The organism is Caballeronia sp. NCF2 (assembly GCF_023631205.1).
Lineage (GTDB): Bacteria > Pseudomonadota > Gammaproteobacteria > Burkholderiales > Burkholderiaceae > Caballeronia > Caballeronia zhejiangensis.
In genome coordinates, this window is the sequence record NZ_JALQDN010000046.1 from 36,440 (window position 1) to 52,599 (window position 16,160).

Consider the following 16,160-nt stretch of genomic DNA (forward strand, 5'->3'; position numbering starts at 1 on the left):
TTTTCGATCGCGGGAGTTGGTTCAGTAGCTTGCCGCCTGACGCATCGCGAGACGCCTGAGCAGGGGCAGCGCCTGCGGCAGGCCCGATTTGGGCATCGAGGGCGGAAGATACGAAACGTCGGCGACGTCGGCGAGTTGCTGCATGCGCGGGTCGGGATCGAGCACTTCCAGCGCGGGCGGCTCGACCGGTTCGGCTGCGACGCGCTCCGGTTTATCGACGGAAATGCCGAGCGAATGACGCACGTCGACGCCACGGATATGCACCTTGTAACCCGCGTCGGTCACGACGCGTTCGCGCGATTTCCAGAATTCGAGTCCCGACGGCGTCATGGGATGCATCGACACGTATTCGACCACGATCTCATAGCCGCGAACTTTCGGATAATTCAACAGCAATTTGCCTGAACGAATATAACGGATGTAGCGGTCGATCTTCTTTGTGAGCAAATCCTGATGCTTCTCTTCATCGCGCCAGTCCAGATCGTCGAAGAGCCCGACATATACGCGCTTGAAGAGAATATTCACTCCGATGTAATCGATGTCGTCCACGTCACGCAAAGACATGGTCAATCCCCTGCGCCCTCAATCGGGCAAATAACGAAGGATTGCATTGTAACGGATATGCATCGCCCAAAAACCGTGAAACACCGTGTTAACCGGCACAAAATCTCATTTTCGTAAGAGTCCGAATTCTCGATTTAAGCGCATTCCGATTGTCGATAAAAAATGCGACAAATCGAGAATATCTTTATCAATTAACTCTGTCTTCCCGATGTATCCGCGAGACCCCGCGCCGACGGGGTGTCCGCGATTTCCTCGTTACTCATCGCTTCGACTTGCGGCAGCGGCGGTTGCTCGTTGATCCACGCGTTCAGAATCGTCGACGTCACGGCGAGAATCACCGGACCGATGAACAATCCGACTATTCCGAATGCAAACATCCCGCCGAGCACGCCGGAGAGAATCAGCAGCATCGAGAGATTCACGCCGCGCTTGATGAGAATGGGGCGCAGGAAGTTATCGAGCATCGCGATCATGATCGACCACACGAGCAGCATCGAAGCGACGACGGTCGATCCGTTCCAGAAGAGCCATGCAACGCCGCCGAGCAGCGGCAGGAGCGGGCCGATCTGCGCGAGGCAGAGCATCAGCATGACCGCGGTGATGATGCCCGCGGCGGGCACGCCCGCAACCGCAAGCCCGATGCCGCCGAGCGCCGATTGCGTGACCGCCGTCACGACGATGCCGAGCGCGACCGCGCGGATCGCGAGGCCGGCGAGCTTGACGGCTTCGGCGCCGCGCTGCACGGCGATGCGCGTCGCGAAGCGCGTGACGAAGCGGCCGGCCGCCTCGCCGTTCGTGTACAGAATGCCGGAGATGATGACGGTGATCACCATGTGCATGACGAACACGCCGACCACGGCCGCATGCGAAAGCATCCAGCGCGCGACGATCGTCACGTAGGGTTCGAGCTTCGCGAGCAGGCCGCCGGGGCCGGCGTCGGAGAGCATCTGCCATTCCTTCGATACGCGCGCGCCGACGAGCGGCACGTCATGGATCCAGCCCGGCGGCGGCGGCAGCGCGTAGCTCGGCAGACTCTTGACGGCGGCCATGATCTCGCCGCCGTGCTCCGCGAGCGTCGAGATCGCCGAATAGAGCGGCAGCACGATGACGACCAGCAGCATCAGCAGCATGACGGTGGTCGCGATCCAGCGGCGATTGCCGCAGCGGCGCTGCACGGCGAGCATGAGCGGCCAGGTCGCGACGACGATCGTCGTCGCCCAGATGAGTCCCGGCAGGAACGGGCGCAGCACGTAGAGACTGCCGACCGTGAGCGCGGTCAGGATCGTGATGACGAGCAGAATGCGCGCGATGTCCACCGGCTGGCGGGGATTCGGATTCGGCTGTCCGTTGGATAGGATGGGCATGATGCGTCCGGATAAAGGTGATGATCGAAGCGGCGCCCGCGCAAAGGCCACGCGCGTGACGAGGATGAACGAGCGATAAGCGAAAGCCGGCGATCCGGCAAGCCGCTCCCGGCATCGACGGGCGCAATCATAACGGCACGCCAATCCATACTACTAAAAATCGGCGCCCGTCTTCCCCTGAAATACCCTTCGTGCAGCGCGTGCCGAAACGAACGCGCGCCTTTAACGAAATCTGGAAATGCATTTTTAAATTGCCTATTCTTTTTTGCGGGCGCAGAAGAGGGCACGCAATGTTCCGCCGCGCATAACGAGGCCCACACAAGAACGATTTGGGAGACTGACATGGCCGGTTTTTCCCGTACCTCGCTCGTTGCGCTCATTGTTGCCGTCGGTGCTTTCGGGATCGTGACATCGCCCGGAATCGAAGCCGCCGACGAAATCCAGAACGCCAACACGACGCAAGCCTCGCCAGTCCCGAGCTCGCTGCGATCCATCTCGCAGCAGCAGCTCGACGGCGCCGCGGGCGACAGCGCGTCGTGGCTGCATTCGAACGGATCGTATGCCGAAACGCGCTACGCGCCCGCGACGCAGATCAACACGTCGAACGTCGCCAAGCTCAAACCGGCGTTCATCTTCCAGACCGCCGTGATGGAGTCGATGGAAACCGCGCCGATCGTCTCGAACGGTGTGATGTTCCTGACCACGTCCTACAACCACGTCTACGCGATCGACGCGGTCACGGGCAAGGAGTTCTGGCATTACAAGCACAAGATGGGTCCGGTCACGACGTTCTGCTGCGGTCCGAACAATCGCGGCGTGGCGATCTCGGGCGACCGGCTCTTCATGGGCACGCTCGATTCGAAGCTCGTCGCGCTCGATGCGAAGACCGGCAACGTGCTCTGGTCGACGCAGATCGCCGATCCCGAAGAAGGCTATTCGGAGACGATGGCGCCCGTCGTCGTCGAAGACAAGGTGCTGATCGGCACGAACGGCGGCGAGTACGGCATACGCGGCTTCGTGAAGGCGTTCGACGCGAACTCCGGCCAGTTGCTGTGGACGTTCTACACGATTCCCGATACCGGCAGCGAAGGCGTCTGGGCCGAGAACGACGCCGTCGGCCGCAACATGAAGCGCGACATCGCGGCGGAAAAGAAGACGCTCGCGGAGAAGGGCGGCGACTTCAACAAGACGCTCGGCGGCGGCGTGTGGATGGCGCCCGCGATCGATCGCAAGACGCGCACGGTGTACTTCGTGGTCGGCAATCCGTCGCCGGACCTCTACGGCGCGATTCGTCCCGGCGACAATCTCTATACCGATTCGCTCGTCGCCGTCGATCTCGACAGCGGCAAGTACAAGTGGCACTTCCAGTACATCGCGCACGACGTATGGGATCTCGACGCGGCGAGCCCGCCGATTCTCATCGACGTGAAGGACAAGAACGGGCAGATGATTCCGGGCATCATCCACGGCGGCAAGACGGGCTTCGTCTATGTGCACGATCGCCGCGACAGCAAGCTGATTCGCGTCTCCGAAGCGATGATTCCGCAGGAAGGCGTGTGGACACTGCCGACGCCCACCGGCGCGCGGATGCTGCCGGGCGCGAACGGCGGCGTCGAATGGTCGCCGATGGCCTTCAGCCCGAAGACGCGCATGGCGTATGCGGCGAACCTGCATCAGCCGATGACGTATCAGGTCGAGGAAGTCGCGTACCCCGGCGGCAAGCTGTGGCTCGGCGGCGCGTTCAAGGTGATTCCTTCCGAGCAGCAATGGGGCAGGCTCGTTGCGGTGAACGTCGATACCGGCAAGATCGCGTGGGGCTTCAAGACGGATCAGCCGTTGATCGGCGGCGTACTCGCGACGGCGGGCGGGCTCGTCTTCAACGGCGAAGGCAACGGCCTGTTCCGCGCCTTCGACGCCGCCACCGGCCGCAAGCTCTGGGAGTTCCAGTGCGGCGCGGGGGTCAACGCGCCGGCGGTGTCGTACATGGTGAACGGCAAGCAGTACATCGCGGTCGCGGCGGGCGGCAACACGCAGCTCGACTTCAAGCGCGGCAACAGCCTGCTCGTGTTCGCGCTGCCTTGATGATGACGCCTTCGAAGCGATCGAAACGCGTGCGTGTCTGGCTCGTCTACGCGCTGTGGCTCGTCGCGTGTCTGCTGTTGTCGCTGCCGTCGCTCTCGCGCGCCGCGGACGCGCAGACGGCTGCCGCGACGAAGGCCGCCATCTGCACATCGTGCCACGGCATCAACGGCAATTCGACGACGGGCGATTATCCGTCGCTCGCGGGGCAAACGTCGCGCTACATTTATGTGCAATTGCGCGACTTCAAGGCGGGCCGCCGCAGCGATCCGCGGATGTCGCCGATGGCCGCGAATCTCACGCCCGACGACATGCACGTGCTCGCCGATTACTTCGCCGCGCAAAAGCCCATCGCCGCCGATTTCAAGGCGGACCCGGTGAAAGTGGAAGCGGGCAGGAAGAAGTCCGAAGAGATTCTGTGCACGATGTGCCATCTCGGCGGCTTCTCCGGGCAGAACGAGATCCCGCGCGTGGCGGGACAGCAGTATCCGTACATCGTGAAGCAGTTGCAGGACTTCCGCGACCGGAAGCGCACCAACGACGCGGGCAACATGACGAGCGTGTCGAAGAATCTGACCGACGCCGACATCGAGAATCTGGCGAACTACATCGCGAATCTGCAATGACGCATGACAAAACGCCTACGCTTGCTGACCATTTTCCTGTCGATGACATGCGCGATCGCTTACGCGCAACAGGACGCCTACACGCTCAACGAACGCCTGCTTTCCGCGACGCGCGAAGGCGATCAGGCGTCCGTCGCGCGCTTGCTCGATGAAGGCGCGGCGATCGATTCGCGCAATCGCATCGGCGACACGCCGCTCATCAGCGCGTGCAAGAAGGGCCTCGCGCCGATGGCGCGCATGCTGATCGAGCGCGGCGCGAACGTCAGCCAGGCCAACGTGCAGGGCATCACGCCGCTGATGGCCGCGGCCTTCGACGGCAACGACGAAATCGCCGCGCTGTTGATCGCGCGTCACGCGGATGTCGCCGCGACGGATCGCGTCGGCAAGACGGCGATCGAATACGCGGCGGGGCAGGGGCGCACGGCGATCGTGCAGCGTCTGCTCGATGCCGGTGTCGATGTGAACGCGGCGTATCGCAATCATCTGACCGCGCTGATGTGGGCGGCAGGCTACGATCGCGACGAAACCGCGTCGATGTTGCTCGCGCGCGGCGCGAAACGCGATCTGCGCGACGATCGCGGCCTGACAGCGAAGGACATCGCCGAGCAGACGCATTCGATGCGCGTCGTCGAGTTGCTGTCGAAGGGTTAATCGGCCGGGGAGCGTTGCGCGCCGACGCGCTGCAAATCGCTGGCCTCGGCCGTTTCGCGAACACGCGGCCGCGTCACGCGAACGCGTCGATGCCATCGACGAGACGTTGCGCGAGACGCGGTTGCCGCAACTGCTCGATCCACCATTGCAGCGCGCGGCCTTCGTGATCGCCGCGCCAGCCCACATACAACACGTTCGGCTCGCGCGGATCGGCGGTTTCCTTTTCGACGAGTTCGCCGCGCGCAAACAACGCCTGCACGCGATAGCGCGGCACCCAGCCCGTGCCCAGGCCTTGCCGCTGGGCGAGAATTTTTGCGCGCATCGTCGGCACGGCGAGCGCGGCCTGACCGCCGAGCACGCCGTAAGCGCGTCCCGCCGAACGCGACGAATCCGCGACGACAACCGCACGATGCGCCGCGATCTGCTCGCGCTTGAGCGGCCCGCTGACGCTCGCGAGCGGATGACGCGGCGACACGGCGAACACCCACTGCATCACGCCGAGCTCGAACCAGCGCAGACCGGGAATCGCGGGCGGCTCGTTGGTCGCGCCGACGATCAGATCCGCGCGGCCGTCGCGCAACGCTTCCCAGGTGCCGGAGAGCACTTCGTGCGTGATGCGCAGCGCCACGCCGGAACCGAGCGCGTCGAACGCCTGCACGACCGGCAGCAGCGTCTCGAATTCGAGGATTTCATCGCAGACGAGCCACAGCCGGTCTTCCCAGCCGCTCGCGACCTGCTTCACGCGTTGCGTGAGCCGCGACACGTCGAGCATCAGGCGCGAGGCTTCATCGGCGAGAAGATGTCCGGCGGGCGTCAGTTGCAGCCGATAACGCCGCCGGTCGAAGAGCAGCGCGTCGAAACGTGTTTCCAGTTGCCGCGCCGCGTGCGACACGGTGGACGGCGCCTTGCCGAGCCGCGCCGCCGCGCGCGACAAGCTGCCGGTTTCACGAATCGCATCGAGCAGCGAGAGTTCTTCCTCTGACAACATGTTCGACTCCATCGAACGAGTTCATCGTCCGGATCGTACGGCAAAAGCGCGGCGGGGGTCCAACCTGAGCGTCATCGGATAACCGAACCTTCGATGGAGCTGAACGATGAAAACCTTCCTGTACACGATTCGCCGCGCCGTTGGCATGCTTGTCGCCGCCGCTGCGCTGCAACCGTCCGCGTATGCCACGAACGCGCCGCGCCCGCCGCAACCGGTCGCCGCCGCGAGCGCGATCCACTCCCGCACGATCGATGCGAACGGCGTCGAACTGCACTATTTGCAAGTTGGACACGGCGACGCGACGCCCGTCGTCCTCCTGCATGGCTACACGGAAACGAGCCGCATGTGGCAACCGCTGATGACGCGTCTTGGCGGTGAGCGCGTCGTAATCGCGCCGGATCTGCCGGGCGCGGGCGGCTCCGCGATGCCCGCTTCCGGCTACGACAAGAAGACGCTCGCGCAAGACATTCACGCGATGGTGCAAGCGCTGGGCTATCGCAAGGTGAAGCTGGTCGGGCATGACATCGGGCTGATGGTCGCGTATGCGTACGCCGCGCAATATCCCGACGAAGTCGAAAGCATCGTGCTGATGGACGCGTTTCTGCCGGGCGTCGGCGACTGGCAGAAAGTCTGGCTGTTGCGCGATAAATGGCACTTCAATTTCTACGGCGACACGCCCGAAAAGCTGGTTCGCGGACGCGAGCGCGTTTTCTTCGAGCACTTCTGGAACGACTTCGCCGCCGATCCCGCGCATTCGGTGAGCGAAGCCGATCGCCGCTATTATTCGGCGCAATACGCGCGCAACGGCCGCATGCGCGCGGGTTTCGAATACTTTCATGGGTTCCCGCAAGACGCGGACGATTTTGCCGCGTTCGCGAAGACGCCGCTTCCGATGCGGATGCTCGTCCTCACCGGCGAGCGCGCGTCGGGCACGTTTCTGATCGATCAGGCGAAGCTCGTCGCGACGAACGTGCAAGGCGTGGTCGTGCCGGGCGCGGGCCACTGGCTGATGGAAGAAGCGCCGGACGCGACGATGGCGCAACTCGTGCGCTTCATCGAGCAAGACTGATTGATATGAATGCCGTGGCGCGCCGATTGCGCCACCCCACGCAAGGAGAATCGAAATGGGACTGCTCGTCGACGGAAAATGGCAGGACAAGTGGTACGACACGTCATCCACGGGCGGACGCTTCGTGCGCAAGGACGCGGCGTTTCGCAACTGGGTCACGGCGGACGGCGATACCGGCTTCAAGGCCGAGGCAGGGCGTTATCACCTGTATGTGAGTCTCGCGTGCCCTTGGGCGCATCGCACGCTCATCATGCGCGCGCTCAAGGGGCTGGAAGCGATGATCGACGTATCGGTCGTCAACTGGCTGATGCTCCAAAACGGCTGGACCTTCGACGACGCGCCGGGCGTCGTGCCCGATTCGATCAACGGCGCGCGCTATCTGCATCAGGTGTACACCGCCGCCGATCCGCATTACACCGGTCGCGTCACGGTGCCGATTCTGTGGGACAAACAGCGCGGGACGATCGTCAATAACGAGTCGTCGGAAATCATTCGGATGCTGAATTCGGCGTTCGACGGCATCGGCGCGAAGCCGGGCGATTACTATCCGCGCGAGTTGCGCGAAGAGATCGACACGCTCAACGCGCGCATTTACGACACGGTCAACAATGGCGTCTACAAGGCGGGTTTCGCGACGACGCAAGCCGCCTACGAGGAAGCGGTGATGCCGCTCTTCGAGACGCTCGATTTTCTCGAAGAACGCCTCGGCACGCACCGCCATATCGCAGGAGACCGGTTCACCGAAGCCGACATTCGCCTCTTCACGACGCTCGTGCGTTTCGACGCCGTGTACTTCGGCCACTTCAAGTGCAATCTGCGGCGCATCGCGGATTATCCGAATCTGTCAAAGTTCGTGCGCGACGTTTACGCGATGCCGGGCATCGCCGCGACCGTGAACTTCGAGCACATCAAGCGGCATTACTACGAGAGCCATCGGACGATCAATCCGACGGGCATCGTGCCCGCCGGACCGGTGCTCGATTTCGTCGCTTCTCAATCGTACTGATACACGCCGCGCTTCGTCTTGCGACCGAGGCGTCCCGCCGACACGAGCTCGCGCAACAGCGGGCAGGCGCGGTACTTGGAATCGCCGAAGTCCTTGAGGAACACGTCCATCACCGAGAGGCACACGTCGAGGCCGATCAGGTCCGCGAGCGCGAGCGGTCCGATCGGATGATTCGCGCCGAGCTTCATGCCGGCGTCGATTTCCTCCGCGCTCGCGACGCCTTCGTACAGCACGAAGAACGCTTCGTTGATCATCGGCACGAGAATGCGGTTGACGACGAAGCCCGGCGAATTGCGCACGCCGATCGGCGATTTGTCGAGCTTCTCGGTGAGTTCGCGCACGGCGGACGCGGTTTCATCGCTCGTCTGCACGCCGCGAATCACTTCGACGAGTTGCAGGAGCGGCACCGGATTGAAAAAGTGCATGCCGATGAAGCGCTCGGGCGTGGCGAGCGTCGCGGCGAGCGCGGTGATCGAAATCGACGACGTGTTCGACGCGATGATCGCATCGGCGCGCGCGGCGTCTTCGATCTGCTTCAGAATGCGGTTCTTGAGCTCCGCGTTCTCGGTCGCGGCTTCGATGACGATGTCCGCTGCGGCGAGACGTCCGTAATCGGTCGACGTTTCGATGCGCGTCAACGCCGCGTCGCGCGCCGATGCCTCCAGCTTGTCCTTCGACACGAGCCGCTCGAGGCTGCCCGTCAGCGTTTTGATGCCTTTTGCGAGCGCGGCGTCGGTGACGTCGATCATCACGACCTTGAGGCCCGCGACGGCGGCGACCTGCGCGATGCCGTTGCCCATGGTTCCTGCGCCGACGATGCCGACGGTCTGAATCTTCATGCTTTTGCTCCTCCTTGATCTGCGCCGGCGCGTGCGGCCGGCAAACCGGAAATGGTCGAAAGCGCGCGAGGCGCGTCCTGGCATCGATTCTAACCAGCGGAAAAGGCGGTCAGATCTTTTGGCGCGATGCCGTTTGCGTCGCAAAACGCAAGGTATCGGTCGAGTCCGCTTTTCCAGTTTTCGGCGGCGAGGACGTGGCCCTTGTCGTTCACGAACAGCAGTTCGCCCTGAATGATATTGAGCGTGACGATGTCCGCGCCCCCCGAATCCGGTGGCAGCGCCTCGGGCGTGTGGCTCGAACCCGCCGTCTCGTACACGATGCTGCCCGGCTCCGCGATCCACTCGTGCTCGCGATATTTCCAGCGCCCCTGCACCGTATAGACGATCACGGTTCCCGTATGACGATGGCGGGGCATCTCGCCTTTCGCCGGCGCCTTCATCATCGCGATGACTTCGCCGCGAACCGGGTCGAGCTTGAAATACTTGACGAGCACGCGCTCGCTGTACGGCGTGAACGGCACCCACGGCAGGTCGGCGTCGTTGAGGCACGAGGTCTGGATCTGTTCGAACAGCATGATGTGGCTCCTTTCGGGAACGGCCATTTTATGCACTGCCGCGCGCGTCGAACATTGGCCGAATGGCCGACCCCTTCATTCAAGCCGGAAGGCGCGGTATCTGCTATCGTCCACGCCATGTCGACCATCATCACCGTTTCCAATCTGTCCAAGACCTACGGGTCGGGCTTTCGCGCGCTCAGGGACATCAACCTCGAAATCCGTCGCGGCGAGATTTTTGCGCTGCTCGGCCCGAACGGGGCGGGCAAAACGACGCTCATCAGCACCGTCTGCGGCATCGTCAATCCGAGCGAGGGCAAAGTGACCGTCGCCGGTCACGATATCGTCACCGACTATCGCGCCGCGCGCGCGATGATCGGTCTCGTGCCGCAGGAGCTCACCACCGACGCCTTCGAAACCGTCTGGGCGACCGTGTCGTTCAGCCGCGGGCTTTTCGGGCGGCCGAAGAATCCGGCTTACGTTGAGAAGGTGCTGAAATCGCTGTCGCTCTGGGCGAAAAAGGACAACAAGATCATGACGCTCTCGGGCGGCATGAAGCGGCGCGTGCTGATAGCGAAGGCGCTCGCGCACGAACCGGAGATTCTGTTTCTCGACGAGCCGACCGCGGGCGTCGACGTCGAATTGCGCCGCGACATGTGGAACCTTGTGCGAGAGCTGCAGGGCAACGGCGTGACCATCATCCTGACGACGCACTACATCGAGGAAGCGGAGGAGATGGCGGATCGCATCGGCGTCATCAATCGCGGCGAAATCGTGCTCGTCGAGGAAAAGCGCGAGCTGATGCGCAAGCTCGGGCAGAAGAAGCTCACGCTGCAACTCGAACATCCGCTCGCCGAAATTCCGACGCAGCTTCAGCCCTACGGCCTCGCGCGTTCGGCGGACGGCGGCGAACTCACGTACACATATGACGCGCAGGACGAGCCGGGCCGCATTATTGCGCTGCTTCGTCACGTCGACGAAGCCGGCGTGCGTTTCAAGGATCTGCAAACGACGCAAAGCTCGCTTGAAGATATTTTCGTGAGCCTCGTCAGGGAAGCCAAATGAATCTATACGCCGTTCGCGCGATCTACCGTTTCGAGATGGCGCGCGCCGGGCGCACGCTGATGCAAAGCATCGTGTCGCCGGTCATTTCCACATCGCTTTATTTCGTCGTCTTCGGCGCGGCCATCGGCTCGCGCATTCCGGAAGTCGACGGCATCAGCTACGGCGCGTTCATCGTGCCCGGCCTCGTGATGCTGTCGCTGCTGACGCAAAGCATCGCCAATGCGTCGTTCGGCATCTATTTCCCGAAGTTCACGGGCACCATCTACGAATTGCTGTCCGCGCCGGTGTCGTACTTCGAGCTCGTCGTGAGCTATGTCGGCGCGGCGGCGACGAAGTCCGTCATTCTCGGGCTCATCATTCTTCTGACCGCGCGGTTATTTGTGCCGCTCAGAATCGATCATCCGGTGTGGATGATCGTCTTTCTGCTACTCACGTCGGTAACGTTCAGCCTGCTCGGGTTCATCATCGGCATCTGGGCCGACGGCTTCGAGAAGCTGCAGATCATTCCGCTGCTGATCGTCACGCCGCTCACGTTCCTCGGCGGCAGCTTCTATTCGATCAATATCCTGCCGCCGTTCTGGAAGGCGGTCGCGTTGTTCAATCCGGTCGTCTATCTGATCAGCGGCTTTCGGTGGAGCTTTTACGGACTCGCCGATGTCCACGTCGGCGTGAGTTTCGGCATGACGCTGGTGTTTCTTGCGGTGTTTATCGCGATCGTCGCGTGGATCTTCAAGACGGGATACCGGTTCAAGACGTAGCGCGGCGCCGGCTGTCAACCAAGGCATGAGGGCGTTCATCGTATGAAGATCATGAGGCGCACGAAGCGCAATTTTCTCGGTGCGATGGCGGCCGCCTTCACGGGCGGGTTTCCCTCGGCGCCCGCCAGATCGTACGAAATCGATCACACCAGCGCGGACTGGCGGCGCCGTCTGTCGTCGGAACAATTCCGCGTGCTGAGGCGCGGCGGCACCGAGCCGCCGTTCTCGAGCCCGCTGCTCAAGGAACGCCGCGACGGCACATACGCGTGCGCGGGATGCGGATCCGCGCTGTTTTCGTCGGCGACGAAATTCGATAGCGGCACCGGCTGGCCGAGCTTCTGGAAACCGGTCGATGGCGCAGTCGCGACGCACGCGGACGCGACCGGCCACATGCGCAACGAGGTCCATTGCCGGCGCTGTGGCGGGCATCTCGGCCACGTTTTCGACGACGGTCCGAAACCTACCGGCCTGCGCTATTGCATGAACGGCGCGGCGCTTGAATTCCTGCACGACGAAGCCTGACATCGCGCAGTCATCCATCCATTTCTAGCCGACTCGCCATGAACGCACCTGAACTCAAGCTCGATGCCGCGAAGACCGCGCTCGTGCTGATCGATTTGCAGGCGGGCATCGCCGCCTTGCCCGTGCAACCTCACTCCGCCGCGAGCGTGCTCGCCAATGCGCGCGCGCTCGCCGACCGCTTTCGTGCGCTCGGCGCGCCGGTCGTGTTCGTCAAGGTCGCGTTTCCGAACGCCCCCGGCGGCTTGCGGCCGATCACCGACGCAGGTCAGGCGCAGGAAGCGCCGGAGCCGGCGGGCTGGAGCGACCTGTGCGCGGAACTGGACGTGCAAGCAACCGATATCGTCGTCACGAAGCGGCAGTGGGGCGCGTTCTACAATACCGACCTCGACTCGCATCTGCGCCGGCGCGGCATCGGCACGATCGTGCTGGGCGGCATCGCGACGGCGATCGGCGTCGATTCGACGGCGCGCGGCGCGCACGAGCGCGGTTATCAGCAAGTGTTTGTCGAGGACGCGATGAGCGATCTCAACGCCGACACGCACGAATCGACCTGCCGCTACATCTTTCCGCGCATCGGGCGTATTCGTTCGACGCAGCAGGTGCTCGCCGCGCTGGCATAGCGGCGCGTGTCGCCTATCCTGTAGCGTACGTCCGATATCGACGGACGCGAGAGGTGCGGCGATGGCGGCCATTCCCAAAGTAGCGATCGCGTGTCAGGGCGGCGGCAGCCATGCGGCATTCGCCGCGGGCGTGCTCGACCGGCTGCTGAGCGGCGAGTTCGTCAACCGCTTCGAACTGGTGGCGCTGTCCGGCACGTCGGGCGGCGCGATGTGCAGCGCGCTCGCGTGGTGCGGACTGCTGCTCGGCGGCCCGCCCGACGCCAGGCGGCGTCTCGCCGCGTTCTGGAAGGATCTGGAGGCGCGCGACGGGCCGGATATCGTCGTCAACGCGGTCGGTACGTGGTACGCACGCTTGCCCGTCAATGCGGAGATCAGTCCGTATCTGTATCCGCCGATAGCCGAAGAACGCCTGCGCGAACTGCTCGCCAAGCATCTGCCTTTCGCGTCGCTTCCCGCCGATCCGCAACTGCGCGCGAAGCCGACGCTTCTCGTCGGCGCAACGGACGTGCGTTCGGGCGACCGCGTGATCTTTCCCGGCGACAGGCTCGATCAGGACCAATTGGTCGCCTCGGCTGCGGTGCCGCCGCTGTATCGCGCGGTCGCGGCCGATGGGCGCATGTGCTGGGACGGCCTCTTCAGCAGCAATCCGCCGGTGCGCGAATTCACCGACTTCGCGCTCGATTCGCGGCCCGACGAAATCTGGGTCGTGCAGATCAATCCGCAGTATCGGCGCGAGTTGCCTGAATCGATGAACGAGATCATCGACCGTCGCAACGAGTTGTCCGGCAATCTCGCGCTCGGGCAGGAGCTTTACTTCACGACGCGCGTGAACGAACTGCTTGCAGCCGATGCGTCGCTCGAAAAGCGCTACAAGCCGATCAAGGTTCGCGTCGTGGAGATGCATCTCGACGCGAAGGATTATCCCGGGCCGCTCGACTATGCATCCAAGCTCGATCGCAATCCGGCGCTGATTCATGCGTTGATGCGCAAGGGACGCGAGCGCGCGGAATGGTTCTTCGACGCCCGCTCCCACTGGCCGCGCGAGGGCACCGCCCCGCACAGAAGCGTCTATGCGACGACGCCCGCGGCGATGTCGGCGAAAGCGTGAGTGGAGATTCGGACTCCGTGACAATCGAACTGCGTTTCATTGTTTAGGAGATTTCTTATGTCCTCGGTTTTTCTGTTCGCCTATTTTTCACTTACTCGCTGGCGGGGCCCCGCCCGTCAATCGAGTTGCCCGTTCATCACCGTGATCGGGAGTAGCGCTTGTCCCCGAGCGCTGGACGCGCGCCGCACCCTACGGCGCGCGTCCCTTTTTTTATGCGGCCGTAGCCGCAACCAGTCGAACCAGCGTGATCTCTGAAGGCGCGCCCAGCCGCTTGGGCGGTCCCCAATAGCCGGTTCCACGGCTCGTATAGACCCACAGTCCGTTGAACTTAACGAGTCCGGCGACGAACGGCTGTTGCAGCCGCACGAAGAAATTCCACGGCAGGAATTGACCGCCATGCGTGTGCCCCGAGAGCTGTAGCGTGAAGCCCGCTTCGGCGGCGGCCGTGGCGCTGCGCGGCTGGTGCGCGAGCAGCACGCGCACGATGGCGTCGTCGGGTGCGCCGCTGATCGCCTTCGCGGGATCGCTGCGATGCGCCGGATCGAAACTGCCCGCGCTGAAATCCGTGACGCCCGCGACCACGGCTTGAGCGCCGTCATGATTCAGCACGACATGCTGATTGAGCAGCACGGTCAGGCCGAGACGCCGAAATTCGGCGATCCACTTGTCCGCGCCTGAGTAATATTCGTGATTCCCGGTGACGAGAAACGCGCCATGCCGCGCGCTGAGGCCCGCGAGCGGGCGTGTGTGATCGGCGAGATTCGGCACGCTGCCGTCGACGACATCGCCTGTCACGGCGATGAGATCAGGTTCGAGCCCGTTCACGGCGGCGACGATGCGTTCCACATAGTGCCGCTTGATCGTCGGGCCGACGTGGATGTCGCTGATCTGCGCAATCGTGAAACCCTGGAGCGCGGCCGGGAGATTGTCGATGGGCACATCCACGCTCACGACCGGCGCGCGCCGCCGCGCGTTGTAGAAACCGATCGCGGAGAAGAGCACGGCGAGGAGCGGCACGGCGAGCGCGCTATAGCCGACGAGCATCGGCGAACCGACGGGCGCGCCGCGCAGCCAGTCGGCGAGATGCACGAAGAGGAGCATCACGTCGCGCGCGAAGGTCAGCAAGAGCAGCGACGAGAAAAAACCGAGCGCCGTCAGCCCGAACCAGGCGAGGCGATCCGCAAGCGACTGCGGTTCGATCTGCCGGGCCGCCATGCCGAGCGGAATCGTGATGACCGATGCCGCAAGCAACAGCGCCGCCAGCACCTTGAGCGGCAGGCCGACGGGCGCATCCGGGATGAGCCGGACGCCCACATAGATATGAAACAGAACGCCGATGCCGATGAAGCGGAGAAAGAATGCCGAGCGTCGCATAGCGCTCCTGGAGAGATCGGGGAAGCGGCAAGGAGACGGGCGGCGCGCGCCCGTGGCGGATATGGGGCCGATTCTACCGGTTAGACGCCGGGCGCGCCTTTGTCGACGCGCGTCGCGGAGAAGATGGCGAATCGTAATATATCGTTCGAATGGCTCGGCGCACGCGGCGCGGACGTTATAAATACGCCGCCTCGACTGTCGTTGCGACAGTCGCACGGCGGAATTTCCGCATCGCGTTTTTATTCGAGGAGTCCATTCAATGAATCTGAAACTGTGTGCCGCTGCAATCCTTTCCCTGTCCGCAATCGTCGCTTCGACGGGCACGGCGCTCGCGCAAGACAGAACGCTGGCGGCGACCGCGGAACAAGTCGTGAGCCAGGAGCAGCCGGTTCATATCCGGGCGCAGATCTCGGCATCGATCGCGCGAATCGCGCGCTGATGGTGCGCGGCGCGAACGGTGATTCGACCGTCCAGGTGGGCAAGGAAGTCAAAGGCTTCGAGCAATTGAAAGTCGGCGACCAGATCGACGTCACCTACAAGGCCGCGTTGCTCGTCAGCGCCGAGAAAGTGACGGGCGCGGCCAAGGGCGACCGTACGCGCATCGATACGACGACCTATCAGCCGACCGTGGGTGCCGACGGCGTGACGGGTTTCGATGCGACGCGCCGCATCGAGACGATCGCGACCGTCGAAAGCGTCGACGTGAAGAAGCGCAAGATCACGCTGCGCGGCGCATGGCGCACCGAGACGCTCGACCTCACGCCGGGCATGGCTGCCGAGAAGCTGAAGAAGGGCGACACGATCCACGCGGTGTACGTGTCGGCGACGGCGGTGCAAGTGACGTCGGCACAATGATCGGCAGGACGTTCTAAACGGCAAAAAGCCTCGGCACGAAATGAACTGACCCCGCAAAGTTGGACAGTTTTGGGCTAGGCCGCTAAGGGCTGAGTTCTGTACATCACAGGACTCAGCC

The 16,160-nt window shown here is 63.4% G+C and carries 18 protein-coding genes; 12 read left to right on the forward strand and 6 right to left on the reverse strand.

What is annotated here, in order from left to right; translation table 11 throughout:
• Window positions 1-21: 21 nt before the first annotated feature.
• Together NCS02_RS15450 and ydiK are read right to left on the reverse strand one after the other, a co-directional pair.
• Window positions 22-564 carry a DUF6572 domain-containing protein gene (locus NCS02_RS15450; protein ID WP_008353854.1) on the reverse strand — a complete coding sequence of 181 codons (543 nt, stop codon included), beginning with the start codon at window positions 562-564 and terminating at the stop codon, window positions 22-24.
• A gap of 191 nt (window positions 565-755) precedes the next feature.
• Window positions 756-1,928, reverse strand: coding sequence for an AI-2E family transporter YdiK (ydiK, locus tag NCS02_RS15455; RefSeq protein WP_250502756.1), 1,173 nt, complete (start codon window positions 1,926-1,928; stop codon window positions 756-758).
• Window positions 1,929-2,270: 342 nt separating this feature from the next.
• Here ydiK and NCS02_RS15460 point away from each other — a divergent pair, with 342 nt between their 5' ends.
• The 3 genes from NCS02_RS15460 to NCS02_RS15470 are packed head-to-tail and all read left to right on the forward strand — an operon-like array spanning window position 2,271 to window position 5,284.
• Complete coding sequence (locus NCS02_RS15460) at window positions 2,271-4,010, forward strand: pyrroloquinoline quinone-dependent dehydrogenase (protein WP_250523225.1); 1,740 nt, start codon at window positions 2,271-2,273, stop codon at window positions 4,008-4,010.
• Complete coding sequence (locus tag NCS02_RS15465; RefSeq protein WP_250502758.1) at window positions 4,010-4,633, forward strand: c-type cytochrome; 624 nt, start codon at window positions 4,010-4,012, stop codon at window positions 4,631-4,633. The genes NCS02_RS15460 and NCS02_RS15465 overlap by 1 nt, the downstream gene beginning before the upstream one ends.
• Window positions 4,634-4,636: 3 nt before the next feature.
• Window positions 4,637-5,284, forward strand: a complete 648-nt coding sequence (locus NCS02_RS15470) for an ankyrin repeat domain-containing protein (protein WP_175983064.1) — start codon at window positions 4,637-4,639, stop codon at window positions 5,282-5,284.
• Between the two features lie 73 nt (window positions 5,285-5,357).
• On the opposite strand, the gene NCS02_RS15475 is transcribed toward NCS02_RS15470, so the two are convergent.
• The gene (locus NCS02_RS15475; RefSeq protein ID WP_008353847.1) at window positions 5,358-6,272 is read right to left on the reverse strand and encodes a LysR family transcriptional regulator; all 915 of its coding nucleotides are present in this window, start codon (window positions 6,270-6,272) and stop codon (window positions 5,358-5,360) included.
• A 106-nt stretch (window positions 6,273-6,378) separates the two neighbouring features.
• Between NCS02_RS15475 and NCS02_RS15480 the strand changes: the two genes are divergently transcribed.
• Window positions 6,379-7,341 carry an alpha/beta fold hydrolase gene (locus NCS02_RS15480; RefSeq protein WP_250502759.1) on the forward strand — a complete coding sequence of 321 codons (963 nt, stop codon included), beginning with the start codon at window positions 6,379-6,381 and terminating at the stop codon, window positions 7,339-7,341.
• 55 nt (window positions 7,342-7,396) lie between these two features.
• Window positions 7,397-8,347, forward strand: coding sequence for a glutathione S-transferase family protein (locus tag NCS02_RS15485; RefSeq protein ID WP_008353845.1), 951 nt, complete (start codon window positions 7,397-7,399; stop codon window positions 8,345-8,347).
• Here the strand turns inward: NCS02_RS15485 and NCS02_RS15490 are convergent.
• Window positions 8,335-9,186 (reverse strand): 3-hydroxybutyryl-CoA dehydrogenase, encoded by an 852-nt coding sequence (locus tag NCS02_RS15490; RefSeq protein ID WP_250502760.1) that lies wholly within the window; start codon window positions 9,184-9,186, stop codon window positions 8,335-8,337. The two genes, NCS02_RS15485 and NCS02_RS15490, sit on opposite strands and share 13 nt — an antisense overlap.
• A gap of 89 nt (window positions 9,187-9,275) precedes the next feature.
• Complete coding sequence (locus tag NCS02_RS15495) at window positions 9,276-9,761, reverse strand: 2,4'-dihydroxyacetophenone dioxygenase family protein (RefSeq protein ID WP_008353843.1); 486 nt, start codon at window positions 9,759-9,761, stop codon at window positions 9,276-9,278.
• A gap of 117 nt (window positions 9,762-9,878) precedes the next feature.
• On the opposite strand from NCS02_RS15495, the gene NCS02_RS15500 reads away from it, so the two are divergent.
• From NCS02_RS15500 to NCS02_RS15520, 5 genes are all read left to right on the forward strand, one after another.
• On the forward strand, window positions 9,879-10,805 hold the full coding sequence (locus NCS02_RS15500; protein ID WP_008353841.1) for an ABC transporter ATP-binding protein: 927 nt from the start codon (window positions 9,879-9,881) through the stop codon (window positions 10,803-10,805).
• Complete coding sequence (locus tag NCS02_RS15505) at window positions 10,802-11,563, forward strand: ABC transporter permease (protein ID WP_008353839.1); 762 nt, start codon at window positions 10,802-10,804, stop codon at window positions 11,561-11,563. Before NCS02_RS15500 ends, NCS02_RS15505 begins: the two co-directional genes overlap by 4 nt.
• A gap of 42 nt (window positions 11,564-11,605) precedes the next feature.
• Window positions 11,606-12,085 carry a peptide-methionine (R)-S-oxide reductase MsrB gene (gene msrB, locus NCS02_RS15510; protein ID WP_008353838.1) on the forward strand — a complete coding sequence of 160 codons (480 nt, stop codon included), beginning with the start codon at window positions 11,606-11,608 and terminating at the stop codon, window positions 12,083-12,085.
• A 38-nt stretch (window positions 12,086-12,123) separates the two neighbouring features.
• Window positions 12,124-12,705, forward strand: a complete 582-nt coding sequence (locus tag NCS02_RS15515; RefSeq protein ID WP_008353837.1) for a hydrolase — start codon at window positions 12,124-12,126, stop codon at window positions 12,703-12,705.
• A gap of 61 nt (window positions 12,706-12,766) precedes the next feature.
• Complete coding sequence (locus tag NCS02_RS15520; RefSeq protein WP_250502761.1) at window positions 12,767-13,813, forward strand: patatin-like phospholipase family protein; 1,047 nt, start codon at window positions 12,767-12,769, stop codon at window positions 13,811-13,813.
• A 210-nt stretch (window positions 13,814-14,023) separates the two neighbouring features.
• Here the strand turns inward: NCS02_RS15520 and NCS02_RS15525 are convergent, their stop codons facing one another.
• Window positions 14,024-15,187, reverse strand: a complete 1,164-nt coding sequence (locus NCS02_RS15525) for a metallophosphoesterase (RefSeq protein ID WP_008353835.1) — start codon at window positions 15,185-15,187, stop codon at window positions 14,024-14,026.
• A 259-nt stretch (window positions 15,188-15,446) separates the two neighbouring features.
• On the opposite strand from NCS02_RS15525, the gene NCS02_RS36475 reads away from it, so the two are divergent.
• Together NCS02_RS36475 and NCS02_RS36480 are read left to right on the forward strand one after the other, a co-directional pair.
• On the forward strand, window positions 15,447-15,626 hold the full coding sequence (locus NCS02_RS36475; protein WP_350029892.1) for a hypothetical protein: 180 nt from the start codon (window positions 15,447-15,449) through the stop codon (window positions 15,624-15,626).
• A 35-nt stretch (window positions 15,627-15,661) separates the two neighbouring features.
• Window positions 15,662-16,042 (forward strand): hypothetical protein, encoded by a 381-nt coding sequence (locus NCS02_RS36480; RefSeq protein WP_350029893.1) that lies wholly within the window; start codon window positions 15,662-15,664, stop codon window positions 16,040-16,042.
• Window positions 16,043-16,160 lie beyond the last annotated feature (118 nt).

What these genes read in the sequence shown, in the direction of transcription:
- NCS02_RS15450 (WP_008353854.1), bottom strand. Translation starts at nt 564, where the DNA reads ATGTCTTTGCGTGACGTGGACGACATCGATTACATCGGAGTGAATATT.
- ydiK (WP_250502756.1), bottom strand. Translation starts at nt 1,928, where the DNA reads ATGCCCATCCTATCCAACGGACAGCCGAATCCGAATCCCCGCCAGCCG.
- NCS02_RS15460 (WP_250523225.1), top strand. Translation starts at nt 2,271, where the DNA reads ATGGCCGGTTTTTCCCGTACCTCGCTCGTTGCGCTCATTGTTGCCGTC.
- NCS02_RS15465 (WP_250502758.1), top strand. Translation starts at nt 4,010, where the DNA reads ATGATGACGCCTTCGAAGCGATCGAAACGCGTGCGTGTCTGGCTCGTC.
- NCS02_RS15470 (WP_175983064.1), top strand. Translation starts at nt 4,637, where the DNA reads ATGACAAAACGCCTACGCTTGCTGACCATTTTCCTGTCGATGACATGC.
- NCS02_RS15475 (WP_008353847.1), bottom strand. Translation starts at nt 6,272, where the DNA reads ATGTTGTCAGAGGAAGAACTCTCGCTGCTCGATGCGATTCGTGAAACC.
- NCS02_RS15480 (WP_250502759.1), top strand. Translation starts at nt 6,379, where the DNA reads ATGAAAACCTTCCTGTACACGATTCGCCGCGCCGTTGGCATGCTTGTC.
- NCS02_RS15485 (WP_008353845.1), top strand. Translation starts at nt 7,397, where the DNA reads ATGGGACTGCTCGTCGACGGAAAATGGCAGGACAAGTGGTACGACACG.
- NCS02_RS15490 (WP_250502760.1), bottom strand. Translation starts at nt 9,186, where the DNA reads ATGAAGATTCAGACCGTCGGCATCGTCGGCGCAGGAACCATGGGCAAC.
- NCS02_RS15495 (WP_008353843.1), bottom strand. Translation starts at nt 9,761, where the DNA reads ATGCTGTTCGAACAGATCCAGACCTCGTGCCTCAACGACGCCGACCTG.
- NCS02_RS15500 (WP_008353841.1), top strand. Translation starts at nt 9,879, where the DNA reads ATGTCGACCATCATCACCGTTTCCAATCTGTCCAAGACCTACGGGTCG.
- NCS02_RS15505 (WP_008353839.1), top strand. Translation starts at nt 10,802, where the DNA reads ATGAATCTATACGCCGTTCGCGCGATCTACCGTTTCGAGATGGCGCGC.
- msrB (WP_008353838.1), top strand. Translation starts at nt 11,606, where the DNA reads ATGAAGATCATGAGGCGCACGAAGCGCAATTTTCTCGGTGCGATGGCG.
- NCS02_RS15515 (WP_008353837.1), top strand. Translation starts at nt 12,124, where the DNA reads ATGAACGCACCTGAACTCAAGCTCGATGCCGCGAAGACCGCGCTCGTG.
- NCS02_RS15520 (WP_250502761.1), top strand. Translation starts at nt 12,767, where the DNA reads ATGGCGGCCATTCCCAAAGTAGCGATCGCGTGTCAGGGCGGCGGCAGC.
- NCS02_RS15525 (WP_008353835.1), bottom strand. Translation starts at nt 15,187, where the DNA reads ATGCGACGCTCGGCATTCTTTCTCCGCTTCATCGGCATCGGCGTTCTG.
- NCS02_RS36475 (WP_350029892.1), top strand. Translation starts at nt 15,447, where the DNA reads ATGAATCTGAAACTGTGTGCCGCTGCAATCCTTTCCCTGTCCGCAATC.